This is a genomic window from Streptomyces neyagawaensis (genome assembly GCF_023516595.1).
Taxonomy (GTDB): Bacteria; Actinomycetota; Actinomycetes; order Streptomycetales; family Streptomycetaceae; genus Streptomyces; species Streptomyces neyagawaensis.
Genome location: NZ_JAMGBG010000092.1, coordinates 1 through 21,588, shown reverse-complemented (window position 1 = coordinate 21,588; position 21,588 = coordinate 1). Strand labels below are relative to the sequence as shown.

Below are 21,588 nucleotides of genomic sequence, written 5' to 3'. Positions count from 1 at the left end.
GCCGCGTGAGCGCGACCAACCCCGACCACCCGCACCCTCCCGACAACAGCCGCCCACCCTCTTAGGAGCCCTTCATGTCCCCCGTGATCGAATCCGAAGAACACCAGGCCCTACGAGCCGCGGTCGCAGCCCTCGGCAAACGCCACGGCCGCGACTTCGCCCCGGAGGCCCTCTGGTCGGAGGCCGCCAAGCTCGGCTACCTCGGCGTCAACCTGCCGGAGGCATACGGCGGGGGCGGCGGCGGAATCGCCGAACTCTCCATCGTCCTGGAGGAACTCGGCGCCGCCGGCTGCCCCCTGCTCATGATGGTCGTGTCGCCCGCCATCTGCGGCACGGTCATCGCCCGCTTCGGCACCGACGCCCAGAAGAGCGAATGGCTGCCCGCCCTGGCGGACGGCACCCGCACCATGGCCTTCGGCATCACCGAACCCGACGCCGGCTCCAACAGTCACCGCATCACCACCACGGCCCGCCGCGACGGCGCCGACTGGCTGCTCACCGGCCGCAAGGTCTTCATCTCCGGCGTCGACAAGGCCGACGCCACCCTCATAGTCGGCCGCACGGAGGACGCCCGCACCGGCAGTCTGAAGCCCTGCCTGTTCATCGTCCCCAGGGACACCCCCGGCTTCGACTACCGGCCCATCGACATGGAACTCCGTGCCTCCGAGCGGCAGTTCGAGCTGGTCTTCGACGACATGAGGCTGCCCGCCGAGGCTCTCGTCGGCGACGAGAACGCCGGCCTGCTCCAGCTGTTCGCCGGCCTCAACCCCGAGCGCATCATGACCGCCGCGTTCGCCATCGGCATGGCCCGCCACGCCCTCGGCAGGGCCGTCGAGTACGCCCGTGAGCGCACCGTGTGGCGTCAGCCCATCGGCGCCCACCAGGCCATCGCCCACCCTCTCGCCCAGTCCCACATCGAACTCGAACTGGCCCGCCTGATGATGCAGAAGGCGGCTCACCTCTACGACAGCGGAGACGACGCGGCCGCCGGCGAGGCCGCCAACATGGCGAAGTACGCCGCCGGTGAGGCGTGCGTGAAAGCCGTCGACCAGTCCGTACACACCCTCGGTGGCAACGGCCTCACCCGCGAGTTCGGCCTCGCCTCCCTGATCACCGCCGCACGCGTGTCCCGGATCGCCCCCGTCAGCCGGGAGATGATCCTCAACTACGTCTCCCACCAGACCCTCGGCCTGCCCAAGTCGTACTGATGTCCGCCTGACCCTCCCTCTGAGCCGCCCCACCCGCATCCGGCCACCGACGCCCCCACCGGTGGTGAACGGCGGCCGCCGGGCCCCAGCCGCGCACGCCGCAGCCGACCTCAGCCGTACTGCCAGGAGGAACCATGTTCCGCAGCGAGTACGCAGACATCCCGCCCGTCGACCTGCCCATCCACGACGCCGTCCTCGGCCACGCCACCGATCACGGCGACACCCCGGCGCTGATCGACGGCACCGACGGCACCACCCTCACGTACGAGCAACTCGACCGCCTCCACCGGCGGCTCGCCGCCGCCCTCACCGAGGCCGGCGTCCGCAAGGGCGATGTCCTCGCCCTGCACAGCCCCAACACCATCGCCTACCCGACGGCCTTCTACGCCGCCACCCGCGCCGGGGCCACCGTCACCACCGCACACCCCCTCGCCACCGCCGACGAACTCGGCAAGCAGCTCAGCGACTCGGGCGCCCGCTGGATCATCACGGTCTCGCCCCTCCTCGACACCGCCCGCGCCGCCGCCGAACGCGCCGGTGGCATCCGGGAGATCCTCGTCTGCGACAGCGCCCCCGGCCACCGTTCCCTCATCGACCTGCTCGCCACCACCGCCCCCGAGCCGGCCGTCGACATCGACCCGGCGGCCGACCTCGCGGTGCTGCCGTACTCCTCCGGCACGACCGGCGTCCCCAAGGGCGTCATGCTCACCCACCGGTCCGTCGCCACCAACCTCGCCCAGCTCGAACCCGTCATGCCCGCCGCCCCCGGCGACCGCGTCCTCGCCGTCCTGCCCTTCTTCCACATCTACGGCCTCACCGCCCTGATGAACGCCCCGCTCCGCCGCGGCGCCACCGTCGTCGTCCTGCCCCGCTTCGACCTGGAGGCGTACCTGGCCGCCATCGAGAAGCACCGCATCACCCACCTCTACGTGGCGCCGCCCATCGTCCTCGCCCTGGCCAAGCACCCCGCCGCCGAGCGGTACGACCTCTCCTCGGTCCGGCACGTGCTGTCCGCCGCCGCGCCCCTGGACGCCCGGCTCGCCGCCGCGTGCTCCGTCCGCCTCGGCCTGCCGCCCGTCGTCCAGGGCTACGGCATGACGGAACTCTCGCCCTGCTCCCACGTGGTCCCCCTCGACCAGGCCGCCGCCGCGCCCCCCGGCACCGTCGGCAAGCTCATCGCGGGCACCGAGATGCGCATCGTCTCCCTCGACGACCCCGCCCGGGACGTCCCCGTGGGGGAGCCCGGTGAGGTCCTCATCCGCGGCCCCCAGGTCATGAAGGGCTACCTCGGCCGCCCCGACGCCACCGCCGCCATGATCGACGCCGACGGCTGGCTCGCCACCGGCGACATCGCCCACTGCGACGCCGACGGCTGGCTGTACGTCGTCGACCGCGTCAAGGAACTCATCAAGTACAAGGGCTTCCAGGTCGCGCCCGCCGAACTCGAAGCCCTCCTCATCACCCACCCCGGCATCGCCGACGCCGTCGTCATCGGCCACTACGACGCCGACGGCAACGAGGTCCCGCACGCCTTCGTCGTTCCCCACCCCACCACCACCGGGCTCACCGAGGGCGAGGTCATGATGTACGTCGCCGAACGCGTCGCCCCCTACAAACGCGTCCGCCGCGTCACCTTCATCGACGGCGTCCCCCGCGCGGCCTCCGGGAAGATCCTCCGCCGAGAACTCAGGGAGCGCCTGTGACGGACACCCCCGCACCCCTCGTACGCACCGCCCACCACCGCGGCATCACCACCCTCACCCTCGACTCCCCGGCCAACCGCAACGCCCTCTCCGCCGACCTCGTGCGGGAACTGGCCGAGGCCCTCGCCCACTGCGGCAAGGACGACGCCACCCGCGCCGTCCTCCTCACCCACACCGGCACCACCTTCTGCGCGGGCGCCGACCTGCGCCGACCACCCGAGCCCGGCGCCTTCGTCGGACTGCTCCGCCGGATCGTCGAGCTCCCCAGACCGGTCGTCGCCCGGGTCACCGGCCACGTCCGCGCCGGTGGCCTCGGCCTCCTCGGCGCCTGCGACATCACCGCCGCGGGGCCCGACGCCACCTTCGCGTTCACCGAGGTCCGCATCGGAGTCGCCCCCGCCGTCATCTCCCTCACCCTGCGCCCCCGCACCGACCCCCGCGCCCTCGCGCGCCACTACCTCACCGGGGAACGGTTCGGCCCCGACGAGGCCGCCCGTATCGGTCTGCTCACCGCCACCGGACCCGATGTCGACGCCGTCCTCGAACCCGTCCTCGATGGACTGCGCCGAGCCGCACCCAGGGCCCTGACGGAAACGAAACGCCTGCTCACGGCTAAGGTGCTGGAGAACTTCGACCTGGACGCGGGCGAACTGACCCGGCTCTCGTCCCGGCTGTTCGACTCCGACGACGCCCGCGAGGGCATGACGGCCTTCCTCGAAGGACGGGAACCGGGATGGGTGCTGTGAGCACGGCGGATACATCGACGGGCAGGTCCAAGGGCACGACGGCGGACACGGTGACAGCGGCGGCGACGGCCACGGACACGACGGCGGCCACGGTGACGGCCACGGACACCGCCGCCGTCGCCGAACGCGGTCCCAAGCAGGACCGCAGCCGCGTCACCCGCAAACGGCTCCTCGAAGCCGCCGTCTCCTGTCTCGCCGAACACGGCTGGGCCGGCTCCACCGTCTCCGTCGTCGCCGAGCGCGCCGGCGTCTCACGGGGCGCCGCCCAGCACCACTTCCGCACCCGCGAGGACCTCTTCACCGCCGCCGTCGAATACGTCGCCGAGGAACGCTCCCTCGCCCTGCGCGACCTCTTCCCCCACGGCCCCGCCGACCGCCGCGCCGTCGTCGCCGCCCTCGTCGACCTCTACACCGGCCCCCTCTTCCGGGCCGCCCTCCACCTCTGGGTCGCTGCCTCCAACGAGGACCAGCTCCGCCCCCGCGTCACCGAACTGGAGGCCCGCGTCGGCCGCGAGACCCACCGCATCGCCGTCGAGCTCCTGCACGCCGACGAGACCGTCCCCGGCGTCCGCGAAACCGTCCAGGGCATGCTCGACATGGCCCGCGGCCTCGGCCTCGCCAACCTCCTCACCGACGACACCGGCCGCCGCGACAAGGTCGTCGCCCAGTGGGCCGCACTCCTCGACGAGGTCCTGGACCGAGAGACCCGCCCGGTTAAGGGCTGAGTCGCTCCACCCGCCACGACCCGTCCGGCAGCGCCACGTACCGCAGCCGGTCGTGCAGCCGGTTGTACCGGCCCTGCCAGAACTCCACGCTCCGCGGCATCACCCGGAAACCGCCCCAGTGCGGCGGCACCGGCACCTGCTCGCCCTCCGGGTACCGGGCGGTCAACTCCGCGTACGCCGCCTCCAGCTCCGCCCGCGACGGGATCACCGAGGACTGCGCGCTCGCCCACGCCCCCAGCTGCGACCCGTGCGGCCGCACCCGGAAGTACGCCGCCGTCTCGTCCCGGCCCGTGCGCCGCGCCGTCCCCGTCACGATCACCTGCCGGGCGATCGCGTGCCAGGGGAAGACCAGCGACACATGGGGGTTCTCCGCAAGGTCACGCGCCTTGCGGGACTCGTAGTTCGTGTAGAACACGAAGCCCCGCTCGTCGTACGCCTTCATCAGCACCGTACGAGAACTCGGGTGCCCCTGCGCGTCGGCCGTCGACACCACCATCGCGTTCGGCTCGAACAGCCCGCCCTCCTGCGCGGCCTCCAGGAACCACCGCCCGAACTGCTCCATCGGGCCGGCGGCCAGCCCGCTCTCGTCGAGCCCGTCGGCGCGGTACTGCTTGCGCATCGCGGCGGGATCGGGCACGGGCTCCAGACCGGGATCGTTCACATGGTCATCCTGCCGTATCGCCCGCGGCCCCCGCCGACCGACGGCCCTCCCGGCCCCGTGGTGGCACTGAGTGCCGCACACCCTCCCCAAAGATGGCACTCAGGCGTATCGTGCAGGAACATTCTGGATGGACCCCGAACAGCCGATCCCCCTGTCGCACACATCACGAGGAGCCGCCTGATGTCCGACTTCGTACCCGGTCTCGAAGGAGTCGTCGCGTTCGAGACGGAGATCGCCGAACCGGACAAGGAGGGCGGCGCGCTCCGCTACCGCGGCGTCGACATCGAGGACCTCGTCGGCCACGTCTCGTTCGGCAACGTCTGGGGCCTGCTCGTCGACGGCGCCTTCCGCCCCGGCCTGCCCCCCGCCGAGCCCTTCCCCATCCCCGTCCACTCGGGCGACATCCGCGTCGACGTCCAGTCCGCCCTCGCCATGCTCGCCCCCGTCTGGGGCCTCAAACCGCTGCTCGACATCGACGAGGAGCAGGCCCGCGCGGACCTCGCCCGCGCCGCCGTCATGGCCCTGTCCTACGTCGCCCAGTCCGCCCGCGGCCAGGGCCTGCCCATGGTTCCGCAGCGCGAGATCGACAAGGCGCAGTCCGTCGTCGAACGCTTCATGATCCGCTGGCGTGGCGAGCCCGACCCCAAGCACGTCGCCGCCGTCGACGCCTACTGGACGAGCGCCGCCGAGCACGGCATGAACGCGTCCACCTTCACGGCCCGCGTCATCGCGTCCACCGGCGCCGACGTGGCGGCCGCCCTCTCCGGCGCGGTGGGAGCCATGTCCGGCCCCCTCCACGGCGGCGCCCCCTCCCGCGTCCTCGGCATGATCGAGGAGATCGAGCGCACCGGCGACGCCGACGCCTACGTCAAGCACGCCCTCGACAAGGGCGAACGCCTCATGGGCTTCGGCCACCGCGTCTACCGCGCCGAGGACCCCCGCGCCCGCGTGCTGCGCCGTACCGCCCGTGAGCTGGGCGCCCCCCGCTTCGAGATCGCCGAGGCCCTGGAGAAGGCCGCCCTCGCCGAGCTCCACGCCCGTCGGCCCGACCGTGTCCTCGCCACCAACGTCGAGTTCTGGGCCGCCATCGTCCTCGACTTCGCCGAGGTCCCGGCGCACATGTTCACCTCGATGTTCACCTGCGCCCGCACGGCCGGCTGGTCCGCCCACATCCTCGAACAGAAGCGCACCGGCCGCCTCGTCCGCCCCTCCGCCCGCTACACCGGCCCCGGCCCCCGCAGCCCCCGCGAGATCGAGGGCTACGAGGACATCGCGCACTGACGCGGCAGCCCCTGGGACGCGGGACCGCCGCGAGGCCCGTCACACGGGACGGGCACGGGACTCACGCGGGGCTGAGCAGCCCCGCGTGATGCCGCTCCGCCACCAGCGGATGCGCCCGCAGCTTCCCCTTCAGCTCGTTGAACCCGTACTCCGCGAACAGCGGATTCGCCGGATCGTCGGTCACGCCGGGCGCGGCCGAGGCGTACGGGAAGACCAGCGGCTCTATCCGCGCGTCCAGCCGGGGGTTGTAGAAGAACGGCACCGAGAACCGCTCGGTCGCGCCCGGCGGGCTCACCACCCGGTGGTTGGTCGCCACCAGATACCCCTGGGTGGCCACCTCCAGCAGCTCCCCGAGATTCACCACGAAGGCCCCCGGGATGGGCGGCACCTCATGGAACAGCCCGTCCTCCCGCTCCACCTGCAACCCGCCCACCTGGTCCTGGAGCAGCAGGGTCAGGAACCCGTAGTCCTTGTGGGCGCCCACCCCCTGGTCGGCGCCGTCCCCGGCGCTGCCCGGATACCGCACCAGCTTCAGATGCGGGTGCGCCCTCTCCCCGAAGATCGGCGCGTAGAAGTCCGCCGGGGCGCCGATCGACATCAGCAGCTCCCGCAGCAGCCGGTCGGCGACGCCGCTCAGCCGGTCGATCCACCCCAGCGCGACCTCCCGCAGCTCGGGCAGCGACTCCGGCCACTGGTTGGGCCCCTGCAACCACCAGTACGCGGGCTCCCCGTCCGCCGGCACCCGGGCCGGCCGCTCGGCGCCCACGTCCAGCTGGTCCCGCCAGTCCTGCCGGCCTCCGGTCCGCTCGTCCCCGGTGCGCGTGTAGCCCCGGAAGTGCGGCGACCGCACATTGTCGATGGCGAGCCGCTCACCCTCGGGCAACGCGAAGAACTCCCGCATGACCCGGGTGAGCCGCTCGATCTCCGCCTGCTCCACCCCGTGCCCGACGAGCTGGAAGAACCCCACATCGTGCGCCGCGCTGTGCAACTGCGCGTGCAACAGCCCGCGCGCCTCGGGCCCGCGCTCGGCCGCCGAGACATCGATGATGGGAAGCTGCTGATACATCATGAGACACGTCCGCAGGGTGTACGGGGGCCCGCGCCGGCGCCGAGGGTGGGGCGGGGCCGCGGGTGCCAAGGGGTAAGGGCAGGACAGCAGAAACGGGAAAGACCGAAGAGGCTGATCTCAGGCGGAACGCCGACAGCCCGTGCTTGTGACGCGCACGAAATCCACGTGCCGGCGTCGAACAAGCATCAGAACCATGCCCTCAGAATACTCCGCCCCCCACAAACGCAGACGACCCGCGGGCTCAGGTCTCTCTTCCGAAGGAAGAGAAAGCCGGCCGGACGTACCGGCGAGCCCACGGGTCGGGTGACTGCGTTGGATTGGCCGGCTGCACGCCCATGGGCGTACGGGTCCGGCGCCGAACCGAGTACGACAGCGGACTACTAGCCCGCAGCCACCTCTTCCGTCCGGTATTCATACATCTGCCGAACCACCTCCTCTCCGAAGTGAGCACAACATTAGGCAGCCGGATGGAGGCGCTCAAGCGATTTTCCGAGAGATTTTCCCGCCTCTCACCATGGTCGACGGGGCCCATGATCGCGGTCATGCTGCCCGTCCGGACCTGATCGCGATCGTGAACTAGGTCGCGCGGGCCGGGAGGGCTGTGCGTGATACCGGAGAGTGTCCGTCGGTCTTGCGGCAGGGGTGTGTGGGATGCCGGAACCGTTCTCGGTGTCGACGGTCCGCCGATCGACCGTCCCTGGCCTCGCAGTTGCGTGAACCGGGGGTGCCGGGATGTGGGGGGCCTCCTGTTGGGGATAGCTGCGGGGAAGGCGCACCTCGTTTGTTGATGAGATTTGGTGTGCTGATGTGTTGACCTCTGTTTGAGGTCTCTTCTACGTTGCGGAAGCCACAGAGCCGCCGACCTGCTGTCGAGGTTTCGCGGACGCAACTGCCCAGAAAGGGATGTCGTGTCACGAAAGAACCATCGGGGGACCGCTTGTCTGGGGGCGCTGTTGGCCGGCGCCACGGTGTTCGGCGGGGCCCTCGCCGCCCCGGCGTCCGCCGCTTCCGCGGCCGACTCCTCCACCGGCAAGGCCGTCCTCCCGGTGAGCGCCTTCAAGGGCGTCAACTGGGCGGACCCGCGTGACAACTACGCCGACGACGCGGTGGTCCCCTCGGGCCTGTCCACGTCCGACAGCTACGCCATCACCTACGCCAAGTCCACGGCGATCATCGGCGGGTTCGCGAAGCTCGGCGCCAACACCGTCCGCCTCCCGGTCAACCCGACCTCCGTGAACGGCCCGTTCTGGAAGTCGTACCGGGGTGCGATCGACGCCGCCACCGCCAAGGGCTTCAAGGTCATCCTCGGCTACTGGGAGGCCGACACCGCCAAGGACGGCAAGATCGACGACCAGGCCGCCTGGGACCGTATGTGGGCACGGATCACGTCGTCGTACGCGGGCAACGCCAAGGTGTACTTCGAGCCGATGAACGAGCCGTTCGGCTACACCTCGCAGGAATGGCGCGATGTCGCCGCCCGCTGGGTCAGGACGCACCGCTTCGTGCCGCGCGACCGGATCCTCATCGGCGGCGTCAAGTACAGCGAGGACGTCAAGCCGGTGTGCGCCGACAGCAGGCTGAACGGCACCCGTATCGCGCTGCACAACTACGGCTTCTGGCACACCGACTGGACGAGCGTCGACCAGTGGAAGGCCGACTTCAAGGAGCGCATCGGCACGTGCGCCTCGCGCACGATCCTCGACGAGTTCGGCGCCTCCATGACGACCGGCCTCGACTACAACGGCCCGGTGGGCGGCTCCAACGAGGTCGCGTACATCCGGGCCGCCACCGACACCATCCGGGAGCTGGGCCTGGGTTCGGTCTACTGGCCGGGCCTGCGCAACGGCGACACGTACTCCCTGACCACCCTCCAGGGCACGGGCACCCGCCTCAGCCTGAAGGTGAACAACCAGAGCGGACTGGACCGTCTGCACTGGGCGTGGAAGCGATGACCACGAACCGTGGGCCCGCCGCGAGCAGCGGGCCCACAGCGCGACACCGACGCTGACCCGTGACGCGCCCGCGTCAGTCGTGCAGGACGGCGAAGACAGCGCGGGCGCGGGTGCCGTCCTGCTGGTCCCAGTGGCCGGAGACATGCCCCAGGGCGTCCTCGGGACGGCCGGCAGCGGCGTCCGGGGCGGGCCGCAGGAGCCGGTTCAGACGGAGGGTGAGGCCCGGCGCGACGGCGATGCCGGTGGCGTCCTTGTCGTCCTCGGCGGAGGGTGCCTCGCCGGTGGGGGCCGGGGGCAGCGGCGCGGAGCCCGTGTAGGAGCGGACGATCTCGTGGTCCGGGGTGTCGGTGAGGCTCTGGGCCTGGGCCTGGGCGCGGCCCCCGAACAGGGCGAGGAGTTCTGTGACGAGTACGGGGTCGTGGCAGCCGTCGTAGACCCAGCGTGTGCCGAGCACGCCGTGCTCGGTGGTGCCGATCAGGGCGTGCTCGGCGCCGTCGAGGGGAGCGCCGCGGTAGGTGAGGGGCACCAGGTAGTGGACGGGTTCGGGGCCGGCGGTGTCGGTGGCCACCATGAACTCGATGCCGACCTCGCCCTCCGGATCGTCGAGCCGGAACCCTCCGGCCCTGGCCAACCGCGGCTCGCCCGCACCGCCCCGGTACCAGGGGCGGCCCGGCAGCCAGGCGGTGAGCAGTTCGAGCTTGGTGGGCGTGAGCGTGGTCCGGTGAATGATCGCCATCCCCCGATTCTCCGCCCGCCCACCACACCCACGCGATCCTTTTCCGGCGACCCGGGGCACCCCGTTCCGCTCCTCGCTTCGGACCGCCGCCTCGGACCGCAGGCCCTGCACGTGGGGACACCGACCGCGCTCCTGCCGACAGCCACGCACGCGTGGCCCAGGCGCTCACATCGCCGGGGCGCGGCCTCGCCATGCGCGCCGCCGTGCGCGGCGGCCTGACGCAGCCGTTCACGCTCGCGCCGACTCCTCCGCGCGCGAGCCGACCAACTGGGCCGCCTACTGGGCCGCCTTCCCCAGCGTCTCCAGATCCAGGGCCGCCGCGATGCGTACGGCGACGTCCTCCGCGTAGAGGGAGTCGGTGCGTTCGAACGGGGTGCGGCCGGCGTTCCGGAGGAAGGTGACGACGCCGAGGGTGCGGCCCCGGCTGCGCAGCACCGCGCAGAGGGCGTGGACCGTCTCCGGCGGCCACTGGCGGGCGGTGGCCCACTCGCGGGCGGCCTCCGGGGCGGCGGACCCGGCGCTGGCGCGTACCGACCCGGCCCGTTCCACGCATTGCAGGGCGGGGTGGCCCTGGCCGTAACGGACGGGGATGCCGGCGTGGCCGGCGAGGTTGCTGGGGCCGGGCGCGCCGGAGGGCGTGGCGGCGGCCCGCACGAGCCGTACGGGCCCGTCGTCGGCCGGCGGGGTGCCCGCGACCCGGTCGATGAGGGCGTGGTCGGCGAAGCCGGCGAGGGCGAAGTCGAGGTGCACGGTGGCGGCCTCGCCGGGGTCCTCGCACTCGGCGGCGGCGCGTGCCGCCCGGTGCAGCTGGTTGACGCGGAAACGGAGGAGGGCGGCCTCCTGTTCGCTCTGCTTGGCCTCGGTGATGTCCTGGAAGAGCCAGCCGACACCGAGGGGGACGGGTTCCTCGGCGAGCGGTGAGGCGAGACGGAGGAAGCCGCTGCGCCAGCAGCGACGTTTCTCTCCGGCGGGGGTTCGCACGCCGACCCAGATCTCGGCGGGCGCGGGCGGGGCGCCCTCGGCGAGGACGTGGGTGAGGGCGCTCTCCAGTTCCTCGACGCCCTGGGTGAGGAGCTCACCGAGGGGGCGCCCGAGGACGGCGGTGCGGCCCACGCCGAGGGAGCGGGCGGCGTGCGCGTTGACGACGGCGGCCCGCAGATCGACGTCGACGAGGACGACTCCCCACGAGGCGTCGTCGAAGAGGGCCTCGCTGAGCGCGATGGACCGCTCCAGGTCGATCTGGGCGTGGACCTCGCTGAAGGCGCAGTACAGGCCGGCGGGTTTGCCGTCGGGGCCGCGCACCGCGGCGGACTGGGTGCGCACGAGGACCCGTCCGCCGTCCTTGGTGACGAGGGCGAACTCGTGGACCTGCCGCCCGGAGGCGTGCATGGCGGCCATCAGCCGCGTCTCGACCTCCTCCGCGTCGGCGGTCCGTACGGCCCAGCCGGCGAAGCCGCGCCGTCCGACGGCTTCCTCGGCGCTCCAGCCGAGGATGCGCTCCGCCTCGCGGTTCCAGTGCGTGACGACCCCGTCGGCGTCGAAGGCGCACAGGGCCGCGTCCATGCCGTCGAGGAGGGCGGCGAGGAGATCCGCGCCACCGGGATCCACGGAGTCCACGGCGTCCTCCGTGTCGATGTCGTCTGCGGCGTCGGTGTCTTCGCCGTTGTCGCTGTGCACGCTCTGATCGGTGTCGTCGATCCGGCCGTCGCGGTTGCCCCGGCCGTTGCGGCCGGTGCCCGGACCGTTCTTTTCGGGCTCGTCGGGCCCCAGTGCGTCGGTGGCCCCTTTACGCCGGGAAGCACTCACCTGAACCCCCTGCAGGCTGCGTTGCGTCCGCACGTACGGCGCGTCGGTTCGCTCACTCGTCATCATTCAACTCGAACGTGACCCAGCCCACATCTGGTTCACGCAAGATTTGGACGAAATCGTTGTACGCCGGATTTCCTTCTCACCGTTCCCACGCACCACCGCCCTACACACCCGAAGGGCGCGTCGGGGGCGCCGGGCGGGGGTGGTACCGGCGCAGGCGACGGGCGGTGTCAGCGCAGGTAGAAGATGCGGTCGCCGTACTCCCGGAAGACATGGTCGTTCCAGTCGAGGCCGCCGTCGACGTTCCCGGACCGCAGCAGCGGGGGCTGGACGCCCCGGTCGGCGAGGTCGGCGGCGGCGGTGGCCATGACTGCCTGGAGGAGCGCGGAGGTGACGACGGTGGAGGCCGGGGCGAAGGGGGCGGGCACGGCGTCGTGGGTGAGTTCGGCGTCCCCGACGCCGATCTTGGAGTCGAGGACGAGGTCGCAGTGATCCTTGAGGAAGGTGCCCGAGGAGTGGCGTGAAGTCGTCGCGGTGGCGTACGCGACGGAGGTGACGCCGATGACCTTCACGCCGAGTTCGCGGGCGTGGAGTGCCATCTCGACGGGCAGGGCGTTGCGCCCCGACAGGGAGATGACGATCAGGAGGTCGCCGGCGCGCAGGGGGCTGCTGTCGAGCACGGCCGTCGCCAGTCCGTCGACCCGCTCCAGCGCGGAGCCCAGCGTCGCGGGCATCACGTCGACGCCGACGGCGCCGGGCACGGCCAGCAGGTTCATCAGGGCGAGGCCGCCGGCCCGGTAGACGAGGTCCTGGGCGGCGAGGGAGGAGTGACCGGCGCCGAACGCGAAGAGGCGGCCGCCGTCGACGACCGTGTCCGCGACGAGTTTCCCGGCGGCGGCGACGCTGTCGGCCTCCTCGTCCCGTACGCGCTCCACCAGCCCGATCGCCGCGTCCAGGAAACGCCGTGCCGCCGCAGTGCCGTCCGCCATGCCCGCACCCCTCCGTCCGTCCGACCTGCGATCACGTTAGAGGTCTGGACCAGTGGGGTGTCAATACGGCGGTCGGTGTCGATACGACGGTCGGTGCCAATACGGCGGTCGGGGAGAAGCGCGCGGAGAAGGGTGCCGGGACGGCGCCCACCCCGGGTCCTCGGAGGGCATCCTTGGAGGGCACCCTGGGAAAACGGCAGCGACGGCCCGGTTGTCAGTGGGATGCGTAAGAATTGAGTCCAGGGCCAGCGCAGCGAAGCCGCTGAATCTCATCGAGGGGCACGTATGTCCGGACTGATCGACACGACGGAGATGTATCTCCGCACCATCCTCGAACTCGAAGAGGAAGGTGTGGTCCCCATGCGTGCCCGGATCGCCGAGCGCCTCGATCAGAGCGGCCCGACGGTCAGCCAGACGGTCGCGCGCATGGAGCGCGACGGCCTGGTCTCCGTGGCCGCGGACCGGCATCTGGAGCTCACCGAGGAGGGCCGCCGCCTCGCGACGCGCGTGATGCGCAAGCACCGCCTCGCGGAGTGCCTGCTCGTCGACGTGATCGGCCTGGAGTGGGAGCAGGTCCACGCGGAGGCCTGCCGCTGGGAGCACGTGATGAGCGAGGCCGTCGAGCGCCGTGTGCTCGAACTGCTCCGCCACCCCACGGAGTCGCCGTACGGCAACCCCATCCCGGGCCTGGAGGAGCTGGGCGAGAAGGACGGCGCGGACCCGTTCCTCGACGAGGGCATGGTCTCCCTCGCGGACCTCGACCCGGGCAACGAGGGCAAGACCGTCGTCGTGCGCCGGATCGGCGAGCCCATCCAGACGGACGCGCAGCTGATGTACACGCTGCGGCGCGCGGGCGTGCAGCCCGGCTCCGTGGTGAGTGTGACGGAGGCGGCCGGCGGGGTGCTCGTGGGCAGCGGCGGCGAGGCCGCCGAGCTCGCGGCGGAGGTCGCCTCGCACGTGTTCGTCGCCAAGCGCTGACGCCCGCTGCCGTCGAGCGCCGCAGGCGCTTTCCCGCCGGTCCGTGGACGGGTCACGCCCGCCACCTCGGCCGTCCGCCGGCTGCCCCTCGAAGTCCGAGATTCAGTGCGCCGAATCGCAGCGCGCGGACCGTTCGCGTGCGAGGCTTGCCCGTGAGGCATATGACCTGAGGGGCTCTTGGCCGCCCGAGACGGCGATCTCGCGGTGGCGGAGGAGGGGGCGGGGCGGATATGTGCCGTGGACGTGAGGAGGGCCCCGGCGCCATGCGGCGCCGGGGCCTGTCCTCCCCTGTGCTGACCCGGAGCCCCGAGCTCCCAGGGTCATCCCCCTCGGACCGTTTTCCCCGAGCGGTCCGCCTCCCGTTGAAGATCTCCCCTCGGCGGCGGCGGGCAATCCTTGAGGGGGGTCACTCGAACGAGGGGTGTTGTCGTCAGGAACGGCTTCTTCGAATGTTTATTCGATAACCTGTACGGCGTGGCGTCACGTCGAGCGGCCCGTCCCGGACCGACCCACGCATCCCATACGTAACGTGCCGATCGATACGCGCGCTGTAACAACGAGGGCGCGCCGTTCGAGCGGCGTGCACCACGGCGCGAACAGCAAGGGCAGCACGACAGCGGTACGACAGCGGTCAGGACGAATGGACCACCCGGTTCGAAGCGCGGCGAGAGCTTCGGCGGCGGGCGGTCCGAGCGGGAGTGTGGGGGGTGCCAATGACGCGGCGCATCGACGTGACCGGAGCGGGCGGCGTGAGTCTCGCTGCCTGGGAGTTCGGGGACCCGCCCAAGACCGGGGACATACCCGGTGACCTGACCGGCGGACGGACCGAGCCGGGAGCGGGGGAGAAACCCGGCGGCGAGCCGGGGCCCGGCGTCCTGTTATTGCACGGCCTCATGGGCCGCGCCTCGCACTGGGCGCCCACCGCCCGATGGCTCTCCGAGCGGCACCGCGCCGTCGCCCTGGACCAGCGGGGCCACGGCCGGAGCGAGAAACCGGAGCAGGCCGCCTACACCCGTGAGGCCTATGTGGAGGACGCCGAGGCGGCGATCGAGCAGCTCGGCCTCGCCCCCGTCATCCTCATCGGCCACGCCATGGGCGCGCTCACCGGCTGGCAACTGGCCGCCAAGCGCCCGGACCTGGTGCGCGGTCTGATCATCTGCGACATGCGGGCCTCGGCGCTGGGCGCCGCCTCCCAGCGGGAGTGGGAGAGCTGGTTCAAGGCCTGGCCGCTGCCCTTCGCGACCCTCGCCGACGTCCGCAAGTGGTTCGGCGAGGACGACCCCTGGGTGGAGCGCCCCAACCCCTCGCGCGGCGAGTTCTACGCCGAGGTCATGCACGAGGGGCCCGACGGCTGGCGGCCCGTCTTCGACCCCGAGCAGATGCTGAAGACCCGCGAGACCTGGGTGTACGACGCGCACTGGGAGGAGCTGACCCAGGTCCGGTGCCCCACCCTCGTCGTCCGGGGCCTCGACGGTGAGCTGGGCCGCGCCGAGGCCCAGGAGATGGTCCGCGTCCTGCCCCACGGCCAGTACGCCGAGGTCGCCGACGCCGGCCACCTCGTCCACTACGACCAGCCGGACGCGTGGCGCGCCGCGATAGAGCCGTTCCTGGACGGCTTCACCGACTGAGCGGACGGCCCCCCGCCGTAAGGGCCCCGGAGCGGGATGCTTCCGGGGCCCTCGCGTGTCACGCGGGGCAGGACCCGGTGCGGCCCGGCTCCGCCCGTCAGGGTTCAGCTGTGGGCGCCCCTGCGGCGACGCATCCACCACACCAGGGCGCCGCCAGCCGCGACGACCGCGGCGGGCGATGCCGGAGAGCAGTCCGGCGGGGACGCCGGAGCCGGTGTCGGCGAGACCGCCTTCCGGGTCGGGCCGGTTCCCCGGCGGGTTCCCCGGCTCACCGCTCGCGGTGCCCGACGGGTCCGGCACCGGGGTCGTCGGGGTGTCGGACGGCTTCGGCCTGCCAGGGTCGGACGGTGTCGGGTCCGGGGCGGGGTCCTCGTAGACCGGGGCGGTTCGGGCGCTGTTGCTGTTGTCGCCGAGGAGGACCGTGTCGGTGTCCTGACAGATCGTCACGGCCTGGATGCTGGTCTTCGTGGTCCGGTCCAGACCGTTCGTGGTTCGGTCCAGACCGGGGTGATGCGGCCGCCCACCGACGGCCTGCGTCCGGTCGTCGAGCGGCGCGGCCTGAACCGGCGAAACTCCCGCCCGGCGCCGTTCCGCGGCCTCGGCCGCAGGGCGGACATCGTCCCCGGCGCCGGCCGCGATGGTCGTCGCGCGGCGAAAATCCCTGTCCCGGTGGACGGAAACGGCGGAGACTCGTCGCATGGCTGACATGGGGGCGTTCCGGCAGGCGGTCATCGAGTGGGCGGCGGGTGGGCCCGGCGACCCGGCGCGGGACCTGGTGGCGACGGCCGGTGTCCGGGCGGTCGTGCTGCTCGAAGGGCCGAGCGACGTCGCGGCGGTCGACGCACTCGCCGCGCGACGCGGGCGGGACCTCGCAGCCGAAGGAGTGTGCGTCCTGCCGATGGGCGGCGCGATGAGCGTCGGCCGCTTCGCCGGGCTCCTCGGCCCGTCGGGCCTCGGCCTCCGCCTCACCGGGCTGTGCGACGAGCGGGAGCGCGGCTACTACGCCCGCGGCTGGGAACGCGCCGGGGCGGCGCCCGAGGGGTACTTCGTGTGCGCGGCCGACCTGGAGGACGAGCTGATCCGCGCGCTCGGCACGACCCGCGTCCAGGAACTCGTCCGCGCGGAGGGCGACCTGCGCCCCCTGCAGACCTTCCTCCGCCAGCCCGCCCAGCAGGGCCGCCCCGCCCAGCAGCAGCTCCGCCGGTTCTTCGGCACGAAGAAGGGCCGCAAGATCCAGTACGGACGAGTCCTCGTCGAGGCCCTCGCCCCCGACCGCGTACCCGCCCCCCTGGACGACCTGTTCGCCACCCTCTGACCACCGACGACGGACCACCAACCGCCGCGCGCCGGCCGCCGCCTCGGACCGTCGCCCTCAAACTGCCGACCGTCGCCCGCCAGTTCGGTCCGACGAGTGGACAGGTTGCCGGGTCGGCAACGTCAAGTCAGCTCACTGCATGGGCAGTTGGATGTGGGATCACTCATCGCGCCACCCGGAGGGTTATCGGCGGCCGTCCCTGCCGCACGCGTACGCGAGGGGCGAGATCAGCTCCTCCGCGTCCGGCAGCCAGCGGTTCGCCGGGGTGGGGCGACGCGCCCACTGCACGGCACCCCGCGAGCCGTACCGGGTCGGCGGCGCCGCCACGTACTCGCCCTCGCCCAGCGCCCTGAGGTCGAGCGACAGCGGGGACCAGCCCAACTTCCGTACCAGATCGGGGACCTTGACCGACGCGCCCGGCAGCACGAAGAAGTGCATCCGGCGGTCCGGCGTCCAGGTCACCGGGCCGAGCGTCAGATCCATGCGCTCCATCCGGGCCAGCGCCAGCAGGCCGGCCGTCTCGGGAACGTCGATCGTGTCGAACGTACGCCCTGTCGGCAGCAGGATCGACGCGGTCGGCTGCTTGGACCACAGACGGCGTGCGACGGTCGCACTGCCTGTCGCCTGGGTCGCCCAGTCCTCACGCGCCGGGTGCGCGCCGGGGGTCGCGCACGTGGTGTTGCCGCAAGAGCAGTGCTGCACCCCGTCGACTGCTTCCAGCCACGCACCGGGAAACACGTCCCAGTGACGTTCTTCGGCGTATCGAACGGCGGTGTCCAGCAGCGTTTCACCACGCTGCTTCGGGATTTGGGCAGCTTCAGGGCCCGCGATGGTCTCTTCCACGATGAACACAACTCTAGCGCTCATCAGTGGTTACGGATGTCACATGCGCGGGGGAGAGCATCGTCGATCGGGGCGGGGCGCATGGGTGCATGTCCGGGGGCGCGCGGGCGGGATCACCGAGTGAGCCGGGTAGCCACGTGTGGGGTACAGCATCCGTGTTTACCCCGGCAATCGTGGAATGTCTCGCATCTTCGGTATGTCGGCGGGGCATTGATCTTCGAGGCCGGATCCGTTCGGCAGCTGGGTATGCGCTTTCGGTACGCGTGTTCGGCGCGCACCGTGTCGTATGTCCGGGTGCCCGAAGGGGATCGGCCGCTGAGGACACGTCAACTCGAAGCGTGGGCAGGCACCACAGCCACAGGGGGTACGCCATGGCCGCAAGGCCGCTCGTCGCAAGGCAGCCGAACGAACGGCTGCAGGCGCTCATCCAGGAAGCGGGCTGTTCCAACGCCGGGTTGGCCCGGCGGGTCAACATGTGCGGCGCGGAGCACGGACTCGACCTCCGCTACGACAAGACGTCCGTCGCGCGCTGGCTGCGCGGACAGCAGCCGCGGGGCCGGGCTCCCGCGATCATCGCCGAGGCGCTGGGGCGCAAGCTGGGCCGTACGGTCACGATCGACGAGATCGGCATGGCCAACGGCAAGAACCTCGCGTCCGGCGTCGGGCTCCAGTTCTCGCCGACGGTCCTCGGGGCCATCGAGCAGGTCTGCGAGCTGTGGCGCAGCGACGTGGGCCGGCGGGACTTCCTGTCGGGGTCGTCCGTCGCCGCCTCCGCGCTCGTCGAGCCCAGCCGTGACTGGCTGATTTCGGCGCCGGACTCCCAGGTGGCCCGCTCGGCGGGGCCCAGGGTCGGTCTGGCCGACGTGGCGGCCGTGACCGCGATGACCCAGGCGCTCGTCGACCTCGACCACCAATACGGCAGCGGGCATGTCCGGCCCGTCGTCGTGCACTACTTGAACAGCGTCGTCTCGGGGCTGCTGGCCGGCTCGTACCGGGAGGCGGTGGGCCGTGAGTTGTTCGCGGCGGTCTCCCGGCTGACCGAACTCGCCGGGTACATGGCCGTGGACACCGGGCAGCCCGGGCTCGCCCAGCGCTACTACATCCAGGCGCTGCGGCTCGCCCAGGCCGCGGGCGACCGGGCGTACGGCGGCTATGTGCTCGCCGCGTCCATGAGTCACCTCGCCGCGCAGCTCGGGAACCCGCGTGAGATCGCGCAACTGGCGCGGGCGGCGCAGGAAGGGGCGCGTGGGCGCGCCACACCGCGCGCGGAGTGCATGTTCCATGCGGCGGAGGCGCGCGGGCACGCACTGATGGGCGACGCGCGCGCCGCGCAGGCGGCGGCCGGGCGGGCCGTCGAGGCGCTGGAGGCGGCGGATTCGTCGTCCGGGGACGACCCGACGTGGATCAGGCACTTCGACGAGGCGTACCTCGCCGATGAGTTGGCGCACTGCCACCGGGACCTCGGGCAGGCGGAGGCGGCGGCGCGGCAGGCCGAGGAGTCGCTGGCCAAGCATCCCGAGTCGCGGGCCCGGCGGCGGGCGATCGGCTATGTGCTGCTCGCCACGGCGCAGGTGCAGCAGCGCGAGGTCGAGCAGGCGTGCCACACGGGCCTGAAGGCCGTGGAGCTGCTCGGGTCGCTGCGGTCGAACCGGGGGGCCGAGTATCTGGAGGACCTCCAGCAGAGGCTGGAGCCGTTCCGGGAGGAGGCGGTGGTCAGGGAGTTCGGGGCGCGGATGGAGCTCCAGGCGGCGTAACTCCGCCGGAAGGACCCCGGTCGTGCCGCCGGTGGGGCGGCTCGGTCGTCACGCGGCCGGGGTTCGGCGGGCCGGGGTCCTCCTGGGGCTGGGCCGGGGCGCTCGGTGGGGTGCGGGTGGTGCTGAGGTGGTCGCCGGGAACCGGTAGCGTGAGGCGACGATTCCGCAAGTCCCCCGTTCGTAGGAGTCCCGGTGACGCAGAGTGGACAGGGCGAGGAGCCCTCGGCGCGGCCCGCGCGCGAAGGCATCGTGCTGCCCTCCGACGGTGGGGCGCCGCTGCACCCGAGCGAGTTGCCCCCGGCTCCCCTGCCTCCCGGCGCGTCGGCCCCGACGTGGAACCAGGGCGGTCACGACGCGCGGAACCAGCCGCCCGCCGGTTCCTGGGGCGGCGCCCCCGAGTGGGGCGACCAGAGCGCCCGGTCCGGCGGCCTGCCGCTGCCCCCCGAGGGGCCGTCGCAGGCCGCGTACGGGTCCGAGGGGCCCCGGGGAGCGTATGGGCCGGAGGGGGCCGCGGGCGGGTACGGGTCCGAGGAGTCCGGGGGCGGATACAGGGCCGACGGGTCTCAGCCCGGGTACGGGACGGGCGGGTCGTCGCAGACCGGGTACGGGGCCGAGGGGTCTCAGGCCGGGTACGGAACCGAGGGGTCGGCGCAGGGCGCGTACGGAAGCGACGGGGCCCGGGCCGGGTACGGAGCGCAGGGAGCCTCCCAGGCCGGGTACGGGGCCGATGGGCCTGCGCAGGCCGCGTACGGGGCGCAGGGCGGGCCCCAGGGCGTGTACGGCGCGCCAGGGGCGGCGCAGGGGCCCTACGCGGGCGACGGGTATGCCGGGGGTGGTTCCGGGATGCCTCTGCCGCCGGTCGCGGGAGAGGTGTCGCTCGCGTCGGGCGGGGCGCCCATGCCGCCGGCCCCGCCGGTGGACGAGGGGGCCACCCAGTACCTTCCGCCGGTGCCGTCCGCCGGTCCGCTGCCCGGGGACGAGGCGGCGACGCAGTACATACCCCCGGTGCCCGCGGCGCCGGAGGCCGCCACCCAGTTCCTGCCGCCGGTGGGGCCGGGCGCGCTGCCGCCGGAGGCGTCGGCCGACGCGACGGCGTACCTCGGGCGGGTCCCGGACCACGGTGCCGGGCCCCTGCCGCCCACCGCGAACCCGGACGCCGAGCCCACCCAGTTCATCCCGCCGGTGCCCGCCCAGCCGCAGGCACCCGCCCCGGAGCGTCCCCAGGCGTACGGTGCGCAGCAGCAGCCGGACGTGTTCGACAGCCTCTTCCGCAGCGAGCCCGCGGGCGCCGGGCCTGCCGGGGCCACGCAGCAGATGCCGAGGATCGAGCAGCCGTACGGCGCCCAGCCGCCGCAGGGGCCCGGTGGTCCCCGTGGTCACGGCGGCCCCGGTGGTCCGGGTGGCCACGGAGGTCATCCCGGGCGGGCCACCGCGAGACGTGACGGCGGGGGTTCGGGGGGCGGACGTACGCGCTCCAAGGTGCCGCTGATCGCCGCCGTGGGTATCGGGATCGCCGTCCTCGGCATCGGGGCGGGCGCCCTGATGGCGAGCGGCGGCAAGGACGACCAGGGGCAGGGCGACGACAAGGCCGTGACGGCGTCCGAGCCGTCGGCCGAGGAGTCGTCGGCAGAGGCGGCCGACCCGGCGAAGGAGCAGGCGGTCGCGCTGGACAAGCTGCTCGCGGACAGCGGCAACAGCCGCAACAGCGTGATCAAGGCGGTCGCGAACATCCGGTCCTGCACCAACCTCGGCCAGGCCGCCACCGATCTGCGCAACGCGGCCAAGCAACGCAACGACCTCGTCACCAAGCTCGGCGAGCTGTCCGTCGACAAGCTGCCCGACAACGCCGCCCTGACCACCTCGCTCACCAAGGCGTGGCAGGCCTCCGCGTCCGCCGACAACCACTACGCCGCGTGGGCCGACCAGGTCGCCGGCAAGAGGAAGCTCTGCAAGCGGGGCCAGGCCCGCTCCACCGGCGAGACCCAGGCGGGCAACCAGGCCAGCAGCACGGCGAGCGCCGAGAAGACGAAGGCCGCGCAGCTGTGGAACGGCATCGCCGGCAAGTACGGCCTGACCCAGCGGCAGGCTGGCCAGCTCTAGAAGGTCGATGAAGATCTTGGTGAGGGGCTGTCCGGCCGTCAGGCCGGACAGCCCCTGTGGTCATGTACCGGCCGGTGCGATGTGCCAGGTG

Annotated in this window: 17 protein-coding genes; 11 read left to right on the top strand and 6 right to left on the bottom strand. The window is 72.5% G+C overall.

Annotated elements, in window-relative coordinates; all coding sequences use genetic code 11:
* Positions 1-74 precede the first annotated feature (74 nt).
* From M8J73_RS31435 to M8J73_RS31420, 4 genes are all read left to right on the top strand, one after another.
* On the top strand, positions 75-1,208 hold the full coding sequence (locus M8J73_RS31435) for an acyl-CoA dehydrogenase family protein (RefSeq protein ID WP_055538708.1): 1,134 nt from the start codon (positions 75-77) through the stop codon (positions 1,206-1,208).
* A 134-nt stretch (positions 1,209-1,342) separates the two neighbouring features.
* Entirely contained in the window at positions 1,343-2,911 is a 1,569-nt protein-coding gene (locus tag M8J73_RS31430; RefSeq protein ID WP_249829364.1) for a 4-coumarate--CoA ligase family protein, read from the top strand.
* Positions 2,908-3,657 carry an enoyl-CoA hydratase family protein gene (locus M8J73_RS31425; RefSeq protein WP_249829363.1) on the top strand — a complete coding sequence of 250 codons (750 nt, stop codon included), beginning with the start codon at positions 2,908-2,910 and terminating at the stop codon, positions 3,655-3,657. The genes M8J73_RS31430 and M8J73_RS31425 overlap by 4 nt, the downstream gene beginning before the upstream one ends.
* Positions 3,645-4,382 (top strand): TetR/AcrR family transcriptional regulator, encoded by a 738-nt coding sequence (locus M8J73_RS31420; RefSeq protein ID WP_079055267.1) that lies wholly within the window; start codon positions 3,645-3,647, stop codon positions 4,380-4,382. Before M8J73_RS31425 ends, M8J73_RS31420 begins: the two co-directional genes overlap by 13 nt.
* Here M8J73_RS31420 and pdxH read toward each other — a convergent pair.
* A complete protein-coding gene (pdxH, locus tag M8J73_RS31415; protein ID WP_055542921.1) occupies positions 4,372-5,001 on the bottom strand; it encodes a pyridoxamine 5'-phosphate oxidase in 630 nt (209 codons plus the stop codon). The genes M8J73_RS31420 and pdxH overlap by 11 nt on opposite strands.
* Positions 5,002-5,223: 222 nt before the next feature.
* Between pdxH and M8J73_RS31410 the strand changes: the two genes are divergently transcribed.
* Positions 5,224-6,324: a citrate synthase 2 gene (locus tag M8J73_RS31410; RefSeq protein ID WP_249829362.1), complete on the top strand. Its 1,101-nt coding sequence runs from the start codon at positions 5,224-5,226 to the stop codon at positions 6,322-6,324.
* Positions 6,325-6,385: 61 nt separating this feature from the next.
* Here M8J73_RS31410 and M8J73_RS31405 read toward each other — a convergent pair whose 3' ends face one another.
* Positions 6,386-7,393, bottom strand: coding sequence for an isopenicillin N synthase family dioxygenase (locus M8J73_RS31405; protein ID WP_249829361.1), 1,008 nt, complete (start codon positions 7,391-7,393; stop codon positions 6,386-6,388).
* A gap of 908 nt (positions 7,394-8,301) precedes the next feature.
* On the opposite strand from M8J73_RS31405, the gene M8J73_RS31400 reads away from it, so the two are divergent.
* Positions 8,302-9,345: a glycoside hydrolase family 5 protein gene (locus M8J73_RS31400; protein WP_055539358.1), complete on the top strand. Its 1,044-nt coding sequence runs from the start codon at positions 8,302-8,304 to the stop codon at positions 9,343-9,345.
* A gap of 73 nt (positions 9,346-9,418) precedes the next feature.
* Here M8J73_RS31400 and M8J73_RS31395 read toward each other — a convergent pair whose 3' ends face one another.
* From M8J73_RS31395 to M8J73_RS31385, 3 genes are all read right to left on the bottom strand, one after another.
* Positions 9,419-10,081, bottom strand: a complete 663-nt coding sequence (locus tag M8J73_RS31395) for a maltokinase N-terminal cap-like domain-containing protein (protein ID WP_055539359.1) — start codon at positions 10,079-10,081, stop codon at positions 9,419-9,421.
* 276 nt (positions 10,082-10,357) lie between these two features.
* Positions 10,358-11,887: a PAS domain-containing protein gene (locus M8J73_RS31390; protein WP_055539363.1), complete on the bottom strand. Its 1,530-nt coding sequence runs from the start codon at positions 11,885-11,887 to the stop codon at positions 10,358-10,360.
* A gap of 233 nt (positions 11,888-12,120) precedes the next feature.
* Positions 12,121-12,879 (bottom strand): SIS domain-containing protein, encoded by a 759-nt coding sequence (locus tag M8J73_RS31385; RefSeq protein WP_055539360.1) that lies wholly within the window; start codon positions 12,877-12,879, stop codon positions 12,121-12,123.
* A gap of 285 nt (positions 12,880-13,164) precedes the next feature.
* Here M8J73_RS31385 and M8J73_RS31380 point away from each other — a divergent pair, with 285 nt between their 5' ends.
* The 3 genes from M8J73_RS31380 (at position 13,165) to M8J73_RS31370 (ending at position 16,800) form a co-directional block, all read left to right on the top strand.
* Positions 13,165-13,857, top strand: coding sequence for an iron-dependent transcriptional repressor DtxR (locus tag M8J73_RS31380; protein WP_055539361.1), 693 nt, complete (start codon positions 13,165-13,167; stop codon positions 13,855-13,857).
* Between the two features lie 713 nt (positions 13,858-14,570).
* On the top strand, positions 14,571-15,485 hold the full coding sequence (locus tag M8J73_RS31375; RefSeq protein WP_055539362.1) for an alpha/beta fold hydrolase: 915 nt from the start codon (positions 14,571-14,573) through the stop codon (positions 15,483-15,485).
* Between the two features lie 697 nt (positions 15,486-16,182).
* Positions 16,183-16,800: a TOPRIM nucleotidyl transferase/hydrolase domain-containing protein gene (locus M8J73_RS31370; RefSeq protein WP_249829360.1), complete on the top strand. Its 618-nt coding sequence runs from the start codon at positions 16,183-16,185 to the stop codon at positions 16,798-16,800.
* Positions 16,801-16,983: 183 nt separating this feature from the next.
* Here M8J73_RS31370 and M8J73_RS31365 read toward each other — a convergent pair whose 3' ends face one another.
* Complete coding sequence (locus tag M8J73_RS31365; RefSeq protein WP_055543233.1) at positions 16,984-17,667, bottom strand: bifunctional DNA primase/polymerase; 684 nt, start codon at positions 17,665-17,667, stop codon at positions 16,984-16,986.
* A gap of 347 nt (positions 17,668-18,014) precedes the next feature.
* On the opposite strand from M8J73_RS31365, the gene M8J73_RS31360 reads away from it, so the two are divergent.
* The gene (locus M8J73_RS31360) at positions 18,015-19,397 is read left to right on the top strand and encodes an NsdA family TPR-like regulatory protein (RefSeq protein WP_249829359.1); all 1,383 of its coding nucleotides are present in this window, start codon (positions 18,015-18,017) and stop codon (positions 19,395-19,397) included.
* A 192-nt stretch (positions 19,398-19,589) separates the two neighbouring features.
* Positions 19,590-21,497: a hypothetical protein gene (locus M8J73_RS31355; protein WP_249829358.1), complete on the top strand. Its 1,908-nt coding sequence runs from the start codon at positions 19,590-19,592 to the stop codon at positions 21,495-21,497.
* Positions 21,498-21,588 lie beyond the last annotated feature (91 nt).

What these genes read in the sequence shown, in the direction of transcription:
- M8J73_RS31435 (WP_055538708.1), top strand. Translation starts at nt 75, where the DNA reads ATGTCCCCCGTGATCGAATCCGAAGAACACCAGGCCCTACGAGCCGCG.
- M8J73_RS31430 (WP_249829364.1), top strand. Translation starts at nt 1,343, where the DNA reads ATGTTCCGCAGCGAGTACGCAGACATCCCGCCCGTCGACCTGCCCATC.
- M8J73_RS31420 (WP_079055267.1), top strand. Translation starts at nt 3,645, where the DNA reads ATGGGTGCTGTGAGCACGGCGGATACATCGACGGGCAGGTCCAAGGGC.
- pdxH (WP_055542921.1), bottom strand. Translation starts at nt 5,001, where the DNA reads ATGCGCAAGCAGTACCGCGCCGACGGGCTCGACGAGAGCGGGCTGGCC.
- M8J73_RS31410 (WP_249829362.1), top strand. Translation starts at nt 5,224, where the DNA reads ATGTCCGACTTCGTACCCGGTCTCGAAGGAGTCGTCGCGTTCGAGACG.
- M8J73_RS31405 (WP_249829361.1), bottom strand. Translation starts at nt 7,393, where the DNA reads ATGATGTATCAGCAGCTTCCCATCATCGATGTCTCGGCGGCCGAGCGC.
- M8J73_RS31395 (WP_055539359.1), bottom strand. Translation starts at nt 10,081, where the DNA reads ATGGCGATCATTCACCGGACCACGCTCACGCCCACCAAGCTCGAACTG.
- M8J73_RS31385 (WP_055539360.1), bottom strand. Translation starts at nt 12,879, where the DNA reads ATGGCGGACGGCACTGCGGCGGCACGGCGTTTCCTGGACGCGGCGATC.
- M8J73_RS31380 (WP_055539361.1), top strand. Translation starts at nt 13,165, where the DNA reads ATGTCCGGACTGATCGACACGACGGAGATGTATCTCCGCACCATCCTC.
- M8J73_RS31375 (WP_055539362.1), top strand. Translation starts at nt 14,571, where the DNA reads ATGACGCGGCGCATCGACGTGACCGGAGCGGGCGGCGTGAGTCTCGCT.
- M8J73_RS31370 (WP_249829360.1), top strand. Translation starts at nt 16,183, where the DNA reads ATGGCTGACATGGGGGCGTTCCGGCAGGCGGTCATCGAGTGGGCGGCG.
- M8J73_RS31365 (WP_055543233.1), bottom strand. Translation starts at nt 17,667, where the DNA reads ATGAGCGCTAGAGTTGTGTTCATCGTGGAAGAGACCATCGCGGGCCCT.
- M8J73_RS31360 (WP_249829359.1), top strand. Translation starts at nt 18,015, where the DNA reads ATGGCCGCAAGGCCGCTCGTCGCAAGGCAGCCGAACGAACGGCTGCAG.